The sequence below is a fragment of the Streptomyces sp. BV286 genome, from assembly GCF_019090165.1.
GTDB lineage: Bacteria > Actinomycetota > Actinomycetes > Streptomycetales > Streptomycetaceae > Streptomyces.
The window spans coordinates 1-14,112 of the sequence record NZ_JAHRIB010000024.1 but is presented as its reverse complement, the minus strand read 5'-3'; the positions used below and the strand labels follow the sequence as shown (position 1 = coordinate 14,112).

The 14,112-nt window shown below is 71.4% G+C and carries 19 protein-coding genes; 15 read left to right on the top strand and 4 right to left on the bottom strand.

What is annotated here, in order from left to right; genetic code table 11:
* The first annotated feature begins 11 nt into the window (after positions 1–11).
* From ligD to KUF83_RS02770, 11 genes are all read left to right on the top strand, one after another.
* Complete coding sequence (ligD, locus tag KUF83_RS02820) at positions 12–932, top strand: non-homologous end-joining DNA ligase (RefSeq protein ID WP_217452901.1); 921 nt, start codon at positions 12–14, stop codon at positions 930–932.
* 59 nt (positions 933–991) lie between these two features.
* On the top strand, positions 992–1,348 hold the full coding sequence (locus KUF83_RS02815; RefSeq protein ID WP_217452900.1) for a gas vesicle protein: 357 nt from the start codon (positions 992–994) through the stop codon (positions 1,346–1,348).
* Positions 1,349–1,396: 48 nt separating this feature from the next.
* Complete coding sequence (locus KUF83_RS02810) at positions 1,397–1,837, top strand: gas vesicle structural protein GvpA (protein ID WP_217452899.1); 441 nt, start codon at positions 1,397–1,399, stop codon at positions 1,835–1,837.
* The gene (locus tag KUF83_RS02805; RefSeq protein WP_217452898.1) at positions 1,834–2,583 is read left to right on the top strand and encodes a GvpL/GvpF family gas vesicle protein; all 750 of its coding nucleotides are present in this window, start codon (positions 1,834–1,836) and stop codon (positions 2,581–2,583) included. Before KUF83_RS02810 ends, KUF83_RS02805 begins: the two co-directional genes overlap by 4 nt.
* Positions 2,584–2,609: 26 nt before the next feature.
* Complete coding sequence (locus KUF83_RS02800; protein ID WP_217452897.1) at positions 2,610–2,876, top strand: gas vesicle protein GvpG; 267 nt, start codon at positions 2,610–2,612, stop codon at positions 2,874–2,876.
* A complete protein-coding gene (locus tag KUF83_RS02795; RefSeq protein ID WP_217452896.1) occupies positions 2,873–3,604 on the top strand; it encodes a DNA primase in 732 nt (243 codons plus the stop codon). The genes KUF83_RS02800 and KUF83_RS02795 overlap by 4 nt, the downstream gene beginning before the upstream one ends.
* Entirely contained in the window at positions 3,597–4,739 is a 1,143-nt protein-coding gene (locus tag KUF83_RS02790) for an SRPBCC family protein (RefSeq protein ID WP_217452895.1), read from the top strand. Before KUF83_RS02795 ends, KUF83_RS02790 begins: the two co-directional genes overlap by 8 nt.
* Positions 4,736–5,095 carry a gas vesicle protein gene (locus KUF83_RS02785; RefSeq protein WP_217452894.1) on the top strand — a complete coding sequence of 120 codons (360 nt, stop codon included), beginning with the start codon at positions 4,736–4,738 and terminating at the stop codon, positions 5,093–5,095. Before KUF83_RS02790 ends, KUF83_RS02785 begins: the two co-directional genes overlap by 4 nt.
* On the top strand, positions 5,092–5,898 hold the full coding sequence (locus KUF83_RS02780; RefSeq protein WP_217452893.1) for a GvpL/GvpF family gas vesicle protein: 807 nt from the start codon (positions 5,092–5,094) through the stop codon (positions 5,896–5,898). The genes KUF83_RS02785 and KUF83_RS02780 overlap by 4 nt, the downstream gene beginning before the upstream one ends.
* A complete protein-coding gene (locus KUF83_RS02775) occupies positions 5,895–6,083 on the top strand; it encodes a gas vesicle protein (RefSeq protein WP_217452892.1) in 189 nt (62 codons plus the stop codon). The genes KUF83_RS02780 and KUF83_RS02775 overlap by 4 nt, the downstream gene beginning before the upstream one ends.
* Positions 6,084–6,280: 197 nt before the next feature.
* On the top strand, positions 6,281–6,523 hold the full coding sequence (locus KUF83_RS02770; protein WP_217453017.1) for a gas vesicle protein K: 243 nt from the start codon (positions 6,281–6,283) through the stop codon (positions 6,521–6,523).
* Between the two features lie 86 nt (positions 6,524–6,609).
* On the opposite strand, the gene KUF83_RS02765 is transcribed toward KUF83_RS02770, so the two are convergent.
* A complete protein-coding gene (locus tag KUF83_RS02765; protein WP_217452891.1) occupies positions 6,610–7,425 on the bottom strand; it encodes a methyltransferase domain-containing protein in 816 nt (271 codons plus the stop codon).
* Between the two features lie 163 nt (positions 7,426–7,588).
* Positions 7,589–9,079: a bifunctional phosphatase PAP2/diacylglycerol kinase family protein gene (locus KUF83_RS02760; protein ID WP_217452890.1), complete on the bottom strand. Its 1,491-nt coding sequence runs from the start codon at positions 9,077–9,079 to the stop codon at positions 7,589–7,591.
* Between the two features lie 81 nt (positions 9,080–9,160).
* Here KUF83_RS02760 and KUF83_RS02755 point away from each other — a divergent pair, with 81 nt between their 5' ends.
* Positions 9,161–10,780: an ABC-F family ATP-binding cassette domain-containing protein gene (locus KUF83_RS02755; RefSeq protein WP_217452889.1), complete on the top strand. Its 1,620-nt coding sequence runs from the start codon at positions 9,161–9,163 to the stop codon at positions 10,778–10,780.
* Positions 10,781–10,948: 168 nt separating this feature from the next.
* Positions 10,949–11,185, top strand: coding sequence for a DUF6158 family protein (locus KUF83_RS02750; protein WP_217452888.1), 237 nt, complete (start codon positions 10,949–10,951; stop codon positions 11,183–11,185).
* Between the two features lie 199 nt (positions 11,186–11,384).
* On the opposite strand, the gene KUF83_RS02745 is transcribed toward KUF83_RS02750, so the two are convergent.
* Entirely contained in the window at positions 11,385–11,942 is a 558-nt protein-coding gene (locus KUF83_RS02745) for a type 1 glutamine amidotransferase domain-containing protein (protein WP_217452887.1), read from the bottom strand.
* Between the two features lie 258 nt (positions 11,943–12,200).
* Positions 12,201–12,620, bottom strand: a complete 420-nt coding sequence (locus KUF83_RS02740; protein ID WP_217452886.1) for a DUF2795 domain-containing protein — start codon at positions 12,618–12,620, stop codon at positions 12,201–12,203.
* Between the two features lie 206 nt (positions 12,621–12,826).
* Between KUF83_RS02740 and KUF83_RS02735 the strand changes: the two genes are divergently transcribed.
* Entirely contained in the window at positions 12,827–12,985 is a 159-nt protein-coding gene (locus KUF83_RS02735; protein WP_217453033.1) for a hypothetical protein, read from the top strand.
* Positions 12,986–13,232: 247 nt separating this feature from the next.
* Positions 13,233–14,027, top strand: coding sequence for an RNA polymerase sigma factor SigF (locus tag KUF83_RS02730; RefSeq protein ID WP_217452885.1), 795 nt, complete (start codon positions 13,233–13,235; stop codon positions 14,025–14,027).
* Positions 14,028–14,112: the final 85 nt, after the last annotated feature.

Sequence of the window (14,112 nt, the reverse complement as noted above, 5' to 3'; positions counted from 1 at the left end):
AAGGAACAGCCATGCGGACCGTACGCGCGGGCCGGCGCACCGTCGAGGTGCACCGGCCGGACAAGGTGCTGTTCCCCGGCGGCGCAGGGGCGAAGGAGTACACGAAGGCGGACCTCGTCGAGTACTACCGGGAGATCGCCCCGTTCATGCTGCCCCACCTGCGGGGACGGCCGCTGATGCTGGAGCGGTACCCGGACGGGCTCGACGGGCCGAGGTTCATGCAGAAGAACGTCCAGGACCACTATCCGGACTGGATCAGCCGCGTCGAGGTGCCCAAGGAGGGCGGCACGGTCCTGCACCCCGTCTGCGAGGACACCGCGACCCTCGTCTACCTCGCCGACCAGGCCGCCCTGACCCTGCACCGGTGGCTCGCCCGGGCCCCCGCCGACGGCCCGGCCGACCATCCGGACCGGCTGGTCTTCGACCTGGACCCCGCCACCGACGACTTCGAGCCGGTACGCGACACCGCCCGGCTCCTCGGCGAACTCCTCGACGAGATCGGGCTGCCCTCCGCCCTGATGACCACTGGCTCACGCGGCCTGCACGTCGTCGTACCGCTCAACGGGCGCCACGACTTCGACGAGGTGCGCCGCTTCGCGAAGGACGCCGCCGACGCACTCACCGAGGCCCACCCCGACCGGCTCACCACGGAGGCCCGCAAGAAGGACCGCGGCGACCGGCTCTACCTGGACATCCAGCGCAACGCCTACGCCCAGACCGCGGTCGCTCCGTTCTCCGTCCGCGCCACACCCGGCGCCCCCGTCGCCGTACCCGTCACCTGGGATCAGCTCGACGATCCGGAACTCGGCGCACGCCGCTGGACCATCGCCGACGCAGCCGACCAGGCCCGCACCAATCCCTGGTCGGGCCTGCTGCGCAACGGGCGGGCGCTCGGGCCCGCCCGGCGCCGGCTGAACGCCCTGCGCGGCTGATCACCGACACTCATATGTTTGGCCAACGATCGCCGGGCCACTCGATGAACGAGGTGGCCATGTCGAACACATCCAACACATCAGATTCACAGAGTTCATCGAACTCGTCCAAGAGCAAGCAGAAGGACGCGGCGGAGGACGACGAGCTGGGGCCCATGGAGGTGCTGCGCCAGGCGCGCGGCCAGCTCGCGGAGCTGACCGGCATGGAGGCCGAGTCGGTGTCGTCCTTCGAGCGGACCGACGACGGCTGGACGCTGGAGATCGAGGTCCTGGAACTCGTCCGGGTCCCCGACACCATGAGCCTGCTCGCGACCTACGAGGTGAGCCTCGATCCGCGGGGCGGGCTCACCGGCTATCGCCGCGTCCGCCGCTACGAACGCGGGAGGGCCGATGCGCGCAAGCCCGGCGGTCGGTAGACCGCCCGTCCGCTCACACACCCCTACTCACTTGGAGGTCCGGTCGGTATGACCGTTGTTCCGGCACAGCAATCCGGCGGCGGAGGCGGCTCCAGCGGCCTTTACGACGTCCTCGAGCTCGTTCTCGATCGGGGGCTCGTCATCGACGCCTTCATCCGGGTCTCTCTCGTCGGCATCGAGATCCTGAAGATCGACATCCGTGTCGTCATCGCCAGCGTGGACACCTATCTGCGCTTCGCGGAGGCCTGCAACCGGCTCGACCTGGAGGCCGGGTCCAAGCGCAGTCCCGGGCTCCCCGACCTGGTCGGCGACATCACCGAGTCCGGTGCGCGCGGCAAGTCCAAGGGAGCGCTGTCGGGCGCGGCCGAGACCATCTCGGACGCGTTCAAGCAGTCCCGTGAGGGCGGCCAGCGCGAGGAGAGCCAGACCGAGTCGCGGCCGCGCGCCCGTAAGTCGACCGCCTCGCGCCGGAAGGAGGAGCAGGAGTGAGCACGTACGTCTACGGCATCACGTCCAGTTCGCTGTCCACGCTCCCGGACGGCACGGAAGGCGTCGGCGAGCCGCCCCTGCCGGTGCGCGTCCTCAAGGAGGGCGACCTCGCCGCGGTCGTCAGTGACGCGCCCGAAGGGCTGCGGCCCAAGCGCAGGGACCTGCTCGCCCACCAGAACGTGCTGGCCGAGGCCGGCGCCGCCGGTCCGGTGCTGCCCATGCGGTTCGGCAGTGTCTCGCCTGACGACGCGGCCGTGACCAGCGTCCTGGCCGAGCGCGCCGAACACTTCAAGGAGCGCCTCCAGGCGCTGGCGGGCAAGGTCGAGTACAACGTCAAGGCCACGCACGACGAAGAGGCCGTACTGCACCGGGTGATGTCCGAGAACCCTGAGGTCAGGGCGCTCACGGAGGCCAACCGGAGTGCGGGCGGCGGCAGTTACGACGACAAGCTGCGGCTGGGCGAGATGGTGGTCGCCGCGGTGAAGAACCGCGAAGTGGAGGACGCCGCGCAGATCCAGCAGCTGCTGGAGCCGGTCGCCGCCGCGGTGAGCGCGGGCCCCGAGTCCACCGGATGGCTGGCCAACCTCTCGTTCCTCGTGGACCGGGACGAGGCCGAGACGTTCGTCGCGACCGTCGAGGAGGTCCGCAAGGGCCACCCGCACCTGGAGCTGCGCGTCCACGGACCGCTGCCCCCCTACAGCTTCGTCGAGCCGGGCCCCTCCCAGCCCGCCGAGGCGAGCAACTGAACGCCTGATCACAGGAGTTGATTGACATGGGGCTGATCGGAGAGGTCCTGATGCTGCCGTTCGCCCCCGTGCGCGGCAGCCTCTGGGCCATGGAACAGGTGGTGAACGAGGCCGAGCGCCAGTACTACGACCCGGCGGCGGTCCGCGCCGAGCTCGGCAAGCTCGAGGAACGCCTCGAGGCCGGCGAGATCGACGAAGCGGAGTTCGACCGCATGGAGGACGAGCTCCTCGACAGGCTGGAGATAGCCATGAGCAGGGGCACCGGAGCAGGCAACAACGGGACGACACGATGAACCGACTAGGGCTTGGCCTCGCGGTAGGGGCCGGATACGTCCTCGGACGTACCAAGAAGATGAAACTGGCGTTCGCCGTCGGCACGATGGTCGCCGGCAAGCGGATGCAGCTCAGCCCGCGTGCGCTCGCGGACCTGGTCTCCCAGCAGCTGCAGAACAACCCGCAGTTCAAGGAGATCGGGGACCAGCTGCGTCAGGACCTGCGAGGTGTGGGCAAGGCCGCCTCCGGAGCACTCGTCGAGCGGCAGATCACGGGTCTCGCCGACCGGCTGCACGGACGGACCAGCCAGGTGCAGGACCAGCTCGCGGGCGTGGTCCCCGACGCGGTCCCCGACGTCCCCGGCGCGCGGAAGAAGAAGCGCCGCCAGGACGAAGAGCCGGAAGACGAGTACGACGAGGACGAGTACGAGGACGAGCCGGACGACGACTCGGACGACGCGCCCCGCAACAGGGACGACGCGGACGACGAGGAGGCGGCGGACCGCGGGTCGGCCGACGACGGGTCCTACGACGAGTCCGACGACGAAGCCGAGGAAAGTCCGCGGCCTCGCAAGCGGGCTCCGGCGAAGAAGACCGCCAAGAAGGCCGCGGAGAAGCGGAGCCCCGCCAAGGAGGCTCCGGCGAAGAGGACGGCGGCGAAGGCCGCGAAGAAGGCTCCGGCGAAGAAGACGGCCGCGCGCCGCACCACCCGGGCCCGTACGACGAGGGGAGGCGGCGACGATGAGTGACACCCTCGGGTCCGCGACCAAGCAGGCCAAGAGCAACCCGTTGACCTCCGTCGCCCAGAGCGAGGCGGTCGACCGGCTCAAGGAAGAGGCCCAGGCGTACCTGGCCGCCCAGACCCAGCGGCTGCTGGTCGGTCTCGGGCACAAGCTCGGTGCGACGACGGGCAAGCTCAACGACATCGCCTCGGGCGAGAGCCCCGGCTTCGCCAAGCTCGCGCTCGACGGCGGCCGCAAGCTGTCCGAGGGCAAGGGGCCGATGAGGACCGCGCTGGAGCTCGGTGCGGGCCGCGCCAAGGACGGCGTGGTCGGCGCCTTCAAGAACCTGACCGGCGGCAAGGGCAAACGCAAGGGCGGCGCCGGTCAGAAGCCGACCGTCATCATCGAGTTCATCGATGTCGGCGTGCCGCTGCGCACGGCGTACGACCAGTGGACCCAGTACCAGGACTTCAGCACCTTCGCCAAGGGTGTCAAGAGCGCGAACGGCGCCGACGACACGACGTCCGACTGGCAGATGAAGATCTTCTGGTCCAGCCGCAGCTGGAAGGCGCACACCACCGAGCAGGTGGCGGACCAGCGGATCAGCTGGACGTCGGAGGGCGCCAAGGGCACCACGAAGGGCGTCGTCACCTTCCACTCGCTCGCCGAGAACCTCACCCGCGTCCTGCTGGTCATCGAGTACTACCCCAAGGGGCTGTTCGAGAAGACCGGCAACATCTGGCGCGCGCAGGGCCGCAGGGCACGCCTCGACCTCAAGAACTTCGCCCGGTTCATCACGATCAAGGGCGAGGCCGACGAGGGCTGGCGCGGTGAGATCCGCGACGGCGAGGTGGTCACGAGCCACGAGGACGCTGTCGCCGAGGAGGAGGAGTCCGAGGAGACTTCGCAGGACCCGGAAGACGCCGAGGATGCCCCGGAGGACGAGGAGTCCGCCGAGTACGAAGAGGTCCCCGAGGACGAAGAGGTTCCCGAGGACGAGGACCAGCCCGAGGCCGAGTACGAGGAAGAGGACGAGGAGGCGTACGAGGACGAGGACGCCCCGGAGTCCGAGTACGAGGACGAGCCGGAGGAAGAGGAAGCCGTCGACGAGGAGACGGACGATCGCGAGCGTGAGCCCGCCGGAGCCCGGAGCCGACGATGACCACGGCGCAGCGCCTGCCCGACCCCTACGGGAGCGGTGGCGGCGCCAACCTCGCGGACATCCTCGAACGCGTCCTGGACAAGGGCATCGTGATCGCGGGAGACATCCGCATCAACCTGCTCGACATCGAACTCCTCACCATCAAGCTGCGCCTGATCGTCGCCTCCGTCGACAAGGCCAAGGAGATGGGCATCGACTGGTGGGAGACCGATCCACAGCTCTCCTCCCGGGCCGGGCGCGACGAACTCGCCCGTGAGAACGCCGAGTTGCGGGCGCAGGTCGCAGAACTGGAGAACACGCGCGCCGCGGTGCCCGCGCGCGAGCGTGAACCCTCGGAGGAGGAAGCCCAAGGATGAGTGGTCTGCGCTACGTCTACGCCGTCTGCCGCCCGTTCGACACGCCCCTGCCGCGTCAGCTGACGGGGGTCGGCGGTGTGCCGCCCAAGCAGCTGGTCCACCACGGCCTGGTCGCCGTCGTCGGCCAGGTGCCGGAGGAGGACTTCGCCGAGCAGCCGCTGCGGGCCCATCTGGAGGACCTGGACTGGCTCGGCACGACCGCGCGGGCCCACCAGAACGTGATCGACGCGCTCACCGTCGTCACCTCGCCGCTGCCGCTCCGGCTCGCCACCGTGTTCCGGGACGACAGCGGCGTCCGGACGATGATGGAGCAGCGGGAGGAGACCTTCCTGCGGACCCTCGACCGGCTCGACGGGCGGGTCGAGTGGGGCGTGAAGGTGTACGCCGAGTCCGCGGAGACCTCCGGGGACGCGGAGGCCGGCGGACCTTCGGGTGTCTCCGCGAGCAGCGGTGCCTCCGCGGCGTCGGGTGGGAAGTCCGTGTCGGGGCGTGACTATCTGAGGCAGCGGCGCAGTCAGCGCAAGGCCAGCGAGGAGAAGTGGGAGCACGCCGAGGAGTTCGCGCGGCGGCTGCACGGCTCCCTTTCCGGGTACGCGGAGGACACCCGGATCCACGCCCCGCAGAACGCGACGCTCTCCCGAGCCTCCGGCCAGAACATCCTGAACGCCGCCTATCTGGTGCCGCGTTCGGAGTCCGAGGCCTTCGTGGAGCTGGTGGACCGCACCAAGGACGACGCTCCCGGCCTGCGTGTCGAGCTCACCGGTCCCTGGGCGGCCTACTCGTTCAGCGGGGAGGACGCGTGACTGTCGTGGAACGCCGGGAGATCGCCCTCGTCGACCTGCTCGACCGGCTGCTCGCGGGCGGCGTCGTCATCACCGGTGACCTCACGCTGCGGATCGCCGACGTCGATCTCGTACGTATCGACCTGAACGCGCTCATCAGCTCGGTGAACGAACAGGTCCCCGCACCCTGGGGAGACCTGCCGTGAGCGGGGAGACGACCGGCCGGACCTACGCGGAGAGCGGCGGGGCGGTTCCCGGGAGGGCCGGCGGCGAGCCGGCCGTCGGCGGCGGGGCCGGTGCCGCGGCCGCCGGGAGGACGCCTGGTGAGGGGCCGTCCCGGGGAACCGGGGCCGGCCCCGCCGGCAAGACCCGACGCAACCGTCTCGACCTCGAACCGGACACCGTGGAGCGGGATCTGGTCAAGCTCGTGCTGACCGTGGTCGAGCTGCTGCGGCAGTTGATGGAGCGGCAGGCCGTACGCCGCTTCGACACGGGCGAGTTGACGGAGGAGCAGGAGGAGCGGATCGGTCTCACCCTGATGCTCCTGGACGACCGGATGGCCGAGTTGCGTGACCGCTACGGACTGCGGCCCGAGGACCTGAATCTGGACCTCGGGCCACTCGGGCCACTGCTTCCCCGGGAGTAGGGCTGCCGACAGGGGGCTAACAGCGTTACCAGCAGCGGTACCAGCGTGCCCCTGGGCCCCGTAACGGGGTCCCGTGACGAGGGAGGTCAGGCCGGTTTCCGGCACAGAATCTCCCCGTGCAGGACGGAGAACCATGCGTCCTCCTGCCGGCCCCACTCCCGCCAGGCGTCCGCCACCGCGTGCAGTTGCTCCGCGGTGGCGTGGCCGCCCTCCGTGGCGCGGTCCGCGTAGGCGGAGGCGACCGTGCGGTCCGCCCACAGGCCGCTCCACCAGTCACGCTCCTCGGCCGTGGAGTAGCACCAGGTGCTCGAGGAGGCGGTGACGTCCTCGAAGCCGGCCGCAAGGGCCCAGGACTTCAGGCGCCGCCCGGCGTCCGGCTCACCGCCGTTGGCGCGGGCCACCCGCCGGTACAGGTCCAGCCAGTCGTCCATGCCGCGGGACGGGGGGTACCAGGTCATCGCCGCGTAGTCCGAATCGCGGACGGCGACGAACCCACCCGGTTTCGTGACCCGGTACATCTCCCGCAGCGCCTGCACCGGGTCGCCGACGTGCTGCAGCACCTGGTGGGCGTGGACCACGCAGAAGGTGTCGTCCGGGTGGTCCAGCGCGTGGACGTCCGCCACCGCGAACTCGACGTTCCGCAGGCCGCGTTCGGCCGCGGTGGCGCGGGCCAGGTCCAGGATGCCCGGCGCGTGGTCGACGCCGGTGACGTGACCGTCCGGGACCAGTTCGGCCAGGTCGGCGGTGATGGTGCCCGGCCCGCAGCCGATGTCCAGGATCCGCATGTGGGGCTTCAGCGAGCCGAGGAGATACGCCGCCGAGTTCTCGGCCGTGCGCCAGGTGTGGGAGCGCAGTACGGACTCGTGGTGGCCGTGCGTGTAGACGGCGGTCTCCTTCGGCATGGCGGCGTCCCCGTTCCCTCGTACGAGCCCGCGGAGCGACTCCGCAGGGTACGTGTCACGTTACGCCGCCATGTCGAATTGTGAGACCCGCGTCTTGGCATTCGGACAGGTGAGTGCCAGCACCGGAGCCGGCGGACGGTGTCGGCGGGTGGTGAGGCGGAGGTCAGCGGTTACCGGCCGGCCGGTAGACCGTCAGCGCCTCCGGGAGCTTCTGGAGCGTCACATCGCCCTCCACCGTGGTGACTTCGCCGTCGAAGGCCAGCAGGGTGCCCGGCTCGACGCCCTGCACGCGCAGGCCGCCGACGCGTACCGCCGCGTGCGCGGGGGAGCGGGTCAGCGGTCCGGCGGCGGCCGCGGCGAAGAGACGCAAGGCCGGGAAGCGGCCGCCGTGCACCACACGCACGTCGAGCCGGCCGTCCGCGAGGTCGTAACGGCGGGCGGGCAGCGGACCCATCCGGTGATAGGTGCCGTTCCCGGCGAACAGGAGCCACAACGGCCTTTCCCTGCCGTCGAATTCGGCCCGCAGGGGGTGACGGTCGTGACGCAGGACGCGCAGGGCCGCGACGACTCCGGCCGGCCAGCCGCCGATCCGCCCGGACCAGCGGTCCCGCTCGCGGACCAGCTCGGGATAGACGCCCAGGCTGCACGTGTTGAGGAAGAAGCCCTCCTGGTCACCGGCGGAGAACCGGCCCACGTCCACCCGTACGGCGTCACCCGCCGTCAGCGCACTGCTCAGGCTGCGCACGTCCTCCACGCCTAGGTCCTGCGCGAAGTGGTTGAGGGTGCCGCCCGGCAGCACCGCGAGCGGGAGGCCGTGGCGCAGCGCCACGGTCGCCGCCGTGTTCACCGTGCCGTCGCCGCCGCACACCCCCAGCACCGTGGCGCGACTCGCCGCCTTCTCCAGCTCGGCCCGCAGATCGGCCGGCTCGCACTCCACGATCTCCGCGAGCGGCAGGGCGTCACCGATGGCACGCATGCGTTCCCAGGTGCCCGCCGCCCTGTTGGCCACGAGCACCAGCCCCTCCCCGTCCGGCAGCGCGGGCGCGTCCGCGCGGGGGCGTCCGGGGGGTGGCAGCTGGTCACGGGTCGGCACGAGACCGCGTACGGCGAACGCGGCGGCCGCGCCGAAGGCGGCCCCGGCGAGCACGTCGCTCGGGTAGTGCGCGCCCGTGTAGATACGGGACAGGCACACCGCCGCGGCCACCGGGGCGACGACCGCGCCGAGCGGGCGGGACTCCAGGGCGACGCCCGTCGCGAAGGCCGCCGCCGACGCGGAGTGCCCCGAGGGGAAGGAGGTGGTGATCGGCTGCCGCTTCAGCTGCCGCATCACCGGCACGCCGTCCAGCAGGGGGCGCGGACGGCGTACGGAGCGCTTGCCCAGGGTGTTGATCGTGGCCGAGGCCACGGCGAGCGAGGCGACACCGCGGGCGGCCGCACGGCGCGCCCGCGGGGAGCGTGTCGCCGCCAGAGCCGCCGCCGCGCCGAACCACAGCACCCCGTGGTTGGCGCTGCGGCTCAGCCTCGGCAGCAGCGGGTCGGCACCCGGCCAGTGCCGGGCCGCGACGGCCTGGAAGAGGCGACAGTCCAGGGCCAGCAGCCGGTCGCGCACGGCATGGCCGGCTCGGGTGGCGGTGAGGTCTACGTCTGCGGTCATGCTCCATCGTCTACCCCGGCGGCCCCGTACCTCGCATATCCGTTTGCTCCGTCCCCCGTCCGCCCCGGACAATGCGCGACCATGGGACATCTCGAAGCCGCGCACCTTGAGTACTACCTCCCCGACGGGAGGGCGCTGCTCGGCGACGTGTCCTTCCGGGTGGGCGAAGGGGCGGCGGTCGCGCTCGTGGGGCCCAACGGCGCCGGGAAGACGACGCTGCTCCGGCTGATCTCGGGGGAGCTGAAGCCGCATGGCGGCACCGTCACGGTGAGCGGCGGGCTCGGCGTGATGCGCCAGTTCGTGGGATCGGTCCGGGACGAGACGACCGTGCGCGATCTGCTCGTGTCGGTCGCCCAGCCCCGGATCCGGGAGGCCGCCGGGGCCGTCGACCGCGCCGAGCACGCCATCATGACGGTCGACGACGAGGCCGCGCAGATGAGTTACGCGCAGGCGCTCTCGGACTGGGCGGAGGTCCAGGGGTACGAGGCGGAGACGCTCTGGGACATCTGCACCACGGCCGCCCTCGGCGTGCCGTACGACAAGGCGCAGTTCCGCGAGGTGCGGACCCTGTCGGGCGGTGAGCAGAAGCGGCTCGTGCTGGAGGCGCTGCTGCGCGGCACCGACGAGGTGCTCCTGCTCGACGAGCCGGACAACTACCTCGACGTCCCCGGCAAGCGCTGGCTGGAGGAGCGGCTGCGCGAGACCCGCAAGACGGTCCTGTTCGTCTCCCACGACCGGGAGCTGCTCGCGCGGTCCGCCGAGAAGATCGTCAGCGTGGAGCCGGGGCCCGCGGGCGCCGACGCCTGGGTGCACGGCGGCGGCTTCGCCACGTACCACGAGGCCCGCCGCGAGCGCTTCGCGCGCTTCGAGGAACTGCGGCGACGCTGGGACGAGAAGCACGCCCAGCTGAAGAAGCTGGTGCTCAGCCTGCGCCAGGCGGCCTCCATCAGCCATGAACTGGCCTCGCGCTATCAGGCAGCCCAGACCCGGCTGCGGAAGTTCGAGGAGGCCGGTCCGCCGCCGGAGCCGCCCCGCGAGCAGGACATCACGATGCGCCTGCACGGCGGACGCACCGGCGTACGGGCCGTGACGTGCGAGGGGCTCGAACTCACCGGGCTGATGAAACCCTTCGACCTGGAGGTCTTCTACGGCGAGCGGGTCGCGGTGCTCGGCTCGAACGGCTCGGGCAAGTCGCACTTCCTGCGCCTGCTCGCGGGCGGCGACGTGCAGCACGCGGGGGAGTGGAAGCTCGGCGCGCGGGTGGTGCCCGGTCACTTCGCGCAGACCCACGCCCATCCCGAGCTTGAGGGGCGCCCGCTGCTCGACATCCTGTGGACCGAGCACGCCCAGGACCGCGGGGCCGCGATGTCCCGGCTGCGGCGGTACGAGCTGACGGCTCAGGCGGAGCAGCGGTTCGACCGGCTCTCGGGCGGTCAGCAGGCCCGCTTCCAGATCCTCCTGCTCGAACTGGAGGGCTCCACGGCCCTGCTCCTCGACGAGCCCACCGACAACCTCGACCTGGAGTCGGCCGAAGCCCTTCAGGAAGGCCTGGAGGCCTATCAGGGAACGGTGCTGGCCGTCACCCACGACCGGTGGTTCGCTCGTTCGTTCGACCGGTATCTGGTGTTCGGCAGCGACGGTCGGGTGCGGGAGACGCCGGAGCCGGTGTGGGACGAGCGCCGGGTGGAGCGGGCCCGCTAGCCCCGTTCGCCGCGCCCCTGCGGGGGCGTGCGGGCCCGAGGTGTTCGTAAAGTGGGAGTGGCGGGCGCGATCCGTAGCTCCTCCCCTCCCGGGTGCCGCCCGGGGCATGGCCGACCGGGTGGGGGTACCCGGACCGTGCCGACGGACAAGACGATCGGGGTTACCACCATGACCGGAGTCGACCCGGGCGTTCTGGACGACCAGCAGCTGATGAGAGAGCTGGAGACGATCCACCGCACCCGTCACGACACGCTGCTGCACGGCTCGAACGACGCCCTGCGCACGCACAACGTCCGGATGGCCGAGCTGGAGGGCGAGTACCTGCGCCGAAACCCCCGCCGCCCGGTCACCCCGGGCAGAACCCGGACGGGAGCACGGGAGCGCCGACCGGACACCGGTGTGTGACCCCTCCCCGGCCCCACCGCCGGCACGGGGTGGCCCCGGCGACGCCCGCCGCAGCGCCTCGCCCGTTCCGAGGCGGCGGTGCTCCGGACGCGAAACGGCCCCCGCTCTGTGAGCGGGAGCCGTCGGGGTCGAGTCGCATGTCCGGCGCCGGAGTGTCCGGTGGCCGGACGGCCAGGGTCCCGGCGTACGAGACCGGGCGTCAGCCCTGCTTCGTGGAACCGCTGTGCTTCCGGAACTCCGGTACGAACGCCTCGCAGAACGCCTTGAGGTCGTCCGGCTTGCGGCTGGTGACGAGTGTCGCGGGTCCCGCGTCGCAGACCGAGACCTGCTCGTCGACCCAGGTGCCGCCCGCGTTGCGGATGTCCGTGCACAGGCTCGGCCACGAGGTCAGGGTGCGGCCGCGGACCACGTCGGCCTCGATGAGCGTCCACGGGGCGTGACAGATCGCGGCGACCGGGCGCCCCTGCTCGAAGAAGTCACGGACGAACGCCACGGCCTGCTCGTCGGTGCGCAGCGCGTCCGGGTTGGCCACGCCGCCCGGGAGCACCAGGCCGTCGAAGGAGTCGGCCGAGGCCTCACCCACGAGCTGCTGCACGGGGAACACGTCCGCCTTGTCGAGATGGTTGAACGCCTGGATCTGCCCCGGTTCCGTCGACAGCAGCACGGGCTCGCCACCCGCTTCGATGACGGCGTGCCAGGGGTCGGTGAGTTCGATCTGCTCGACGCCCTCCGGCGCCATCAGAAACGCGATACGCATGTGGGTTTCCAGTCCTTTCTCCGCGGCTTCGTGCGGCGTCACCCGATGCCCTTCCGGCCAACCGGGTCGAGCCCGGGTTCTCGGAGACGGCGAGGAGCGCCCGGGCCGGCCACGCCGACCGCGTGGCCGCCCTCGACGGCGCGTGGGGTGTCGTCCCGGGCCTGTCGGAACGCCGACGGTCCTGCCGTCGTCCCCGGCCACCAGGACATACGCCGATGCCCTGTCGTCACGTCGCCGCAGTACCCCTGAGGCGGCGGGCTATGCGTCCGGCGCCGGTTCGCCGGGCGCGACGGCACCGCCGGACCCGCTGTGGACGACGGCCTCGGCCAGCTCCTGCGCGTTGGCGTAGCGCGCCTCCTCCGGCAGGTGCTCCAGTGGCTCCACGAGCGCGTCCGGCGCGTACTGGCTCCGCAGGACGTCGGCCAGTTCGCCGGGGCCCGCGGGGAACGACGTACGGCCCAGATGCCGGGCCAGTTCGAGACGGACGGCCGCCACGGGCGCGTGGTCCGTGCCCGGCCGCACCGGTCCTCCGGCGATCGGCGGATCGTCGTCGGCGACGGGTTCCGGGTCGTTCCACTCCTCCGCCCGGGTCGGATGGCCCGACCGCAGCAGACCCTGCAGTTCGTGCTTCATCTCCTCGTCACGGTGGGCGCTGAGGCGGTTGCTGCCTCGCTCCATGTGTCCCTCCAGATGTTCGGGGCCGGCCGCCCGTGTACCCGAGCCCCGGACGTCGACACGGAGTGTTCGGACCGGTTGTGTCCGAGGAGGTTCGCGGGTGGTTCGAGGAGGCTTCGCGAAGGGGCCGCACGAGGGGTTTGTCCCTCAGGGACGGGGAGACCCGGCCTTCGCTCCTCACCGCGATCCCCCTGGGGAAGGACAGGATCATGGCGGTTCTCGCCGTGCTCATCCCGATAGTGATGCTGGGCGTGGTCCTGGCACTCGGCCGCTACGAGGAATGGCTGCTCCCGGCCGAGGACTGGCTGCTCCCGGTTCCCCCGGTCCGGCAGCCCATGGAGGCGGAGGGCACCGCGCTGAGCCACTGACCGGACGGAACACCTCCCGCACGGAACGCCTCGACGGACGGCATACGCCCAAACCTTCCGAACTCCGGCGAACCCACCCGTGTTTGCCCCGCATGACGCGGGGCAGGCGCGTAAGCAGTGCTTCGGACAGGAGGCACGTCCGTGGGAGTGGTGAATGCCCGCCCACGGGTGTGCCCGTCCGGCTCTTGGGTGCGCTCTCACGGTTGACCGTCCAACCAAAGCACCCCTCAAGGGAGTTGCACGCATCATGCGAACTCACGCGAGCGCCCGGCACCACCCCCACGACGACGCCCCCGACACCGCCGAGGACTTCCGCAAGCTCGCTTCGCTGCCTCCGGGCGGCCCGCGCGACGCCCTGCGCGACCAGATCATCGAGGCCTGGCTCCCCATGGCCGAACGCCTGGCAGGCCGGTTCCGGAGCCGGGGCGAGAGCTTCGACGACCTGCGGCAGGTCGCGGCGCTCGGCCTGGTCAAGGCCGTCGACCGCTACGACCCCGAGCTCGGCAACGCCTTCGAGAGCTATGCCGTTCCGACCATCACCGGCGAGATCAAGCGTCACTTCCGCGACCACATGTGGACCCTGCACGTACCGCGCCGGGTCCAGGACCTGCGCAACCGTGTCCGCTTCGCGCGCCAGGACCTGTCCCAGACGATCCCCGGCCGCCAGCCCACCATCGCCGAGATCGCCCAGCACGCGCAGATGAGCGAGGACGACGTACGCGCCGGTCTGGAGGCTCTGGAGAGCTTCACGGCGCTCTCGCTCGACGCCGAACTGCCGGGCAGCCAGGACGGATACTCGCTGAGCGACGCCCTGGGCTCGGCCGACCCGGCCCTCGACGTGGTGATCGACCGCGAGGCGGTCAAGCCCCGTCTGGAGGCCCTGCCCGAACGCGAACGGGCCATCCTCTACATGCGGTTCTTCGGTGACATGACCCAGAGCCGCATCGCCGAACAGCTCGGCATCTCCCAGATGCACGTCTCCCGGCTGATCAGCCGCTGCTGCAACCGACTGCGGGACCAGGTGATGCAGGACATCGCGTGACCGGGACCAGGTGAGGCAGACATCGCGTGACACCGCCTGCCGCGGTCCGGCCCCGTGGCGGTCCGGCGGCGGCGCGGGGTGCCAG

What these genes read in the sequence shown, in the direction of transcription:
- ligD (WP_217452901.1), top strand. Translation starts at nt 12, where the DNA reads ATGCGGACCGTACGCGCGGGCCGGCGCACCGTCGAGGTGCACCGGCCG.
- KUF83_RS02815 (WP_217452900.1), top strand. Translation starts at nt 992, where the DNA reads ATGTCGAACACATCCAACACATCAGATTCACAGAGTTCATCGAACTCG.
- KUF83_RS02810 (WP_217452899.1), top strand. Translation starts at nt 1,397, where the DNA reads ATGACCGTTGTTCCGGCACAGCAATCCGGCGGCGGAGGCGGCTCCAGC.
- KUF83_RS02800 (WP_217452897.1), top strand. Translation starts at nt 2,610, where the DNA reads ATGGGGCTGATCGGAGAGGTCCTGATGCTGCCGTTCGCCCCCGTGCGC.
- KUF83_RS02795 (WP_217452896.1), top strand. Translation starts at nt 2,873, where the DNA reads ATGAACCGACTAGGGCTTGGCCTCGCGGTAGGGGCCGGATACGTCCTC.
- KUF83_RS02790 (WP_217452895.1), top strand. Translation starts at nt 3,597, where the DNA reads ATGAGTGACACCCTCGGGTCCGCGACCAAGCAGGCCAAGAGCAACCCG.
- KUF83_RS02785 (WP_217452894.1), top strand. Translation starts at nt 4,736, where the DNA reads ATGACCACGGCGCAGCGCCTGCCCGACCCCTACGGGAGCGGTGGCGGC.
- KUF83_RS02780 (WP_217452893.1), top strand. Translation starts at nt 5,092, where the DNA reads ATGAGTGGTCTGCGCTACGTCTACGCCGTCTGCCGCCCGTTCGACACG.
- KUF83_RS02765 (WP_217452891.1), bottom strand. Translation starts at nt 7,425, where the DNA reads ATGCCGAAGGAGACCGCCGTCTACACGCACGGCCACCACGAGTCCGTA.
- KUF83_RS02760 (WP_217452890.1), bottom strand. Translation starts at nt 9,079, where the DNA reads ATGACCGCAGACGTAGACCTCACCGCCACCCGAGCCGGCCATGCCGTG.
- KUF83_RS02755 (WP_217452889.1), top strand. Translation starts at nt 9,161, where the DNA reads ATGGGACATCTCGAAGCCGCGCACCTTGAGTACTACCTCCCCGACGGG.
- KUF83_RS02750 (WP_217452888.1), top strand. Translation starts at nt 10,949, where the DNA reads ATGACCGGAGTCGACCCGGGCGTTCTGGACGACCAGCAGCTGATGAGA.
- KUF83_RS02745 (WP_217452887.1), bottom strand. Translation starts at nt 11,942, where the DNA reads ATGCGTATCGCGTTTCTGATGGCGCCGGAGGGCGTCGAGCAGATCGAA.
- KUF83_RS02740 (WP_217452886.1), bottom strand. Translation starts at nt 12,620, where the DNA reads ATGGAGCGAGGCAGCAACCGCCTCAGCGCCCACCGTGACGAGGAGATG.
- KUF83_RS02735 (WP_217453033.1), top strand. Translation starts at nt 12,827, where the DNA reads ATGGCGGTTCTCGCCGTGCTCATCCCGATAGTGATGCTGGGCGTGGTC.
- KUF83_RS02730 (WP_217452885.1), top strand. Translation starts at nt 13,233, where the DNA reads ATGCGAACTCACGCGAGCGCCCGGCACCACCCCCACGACGACGCCCCC.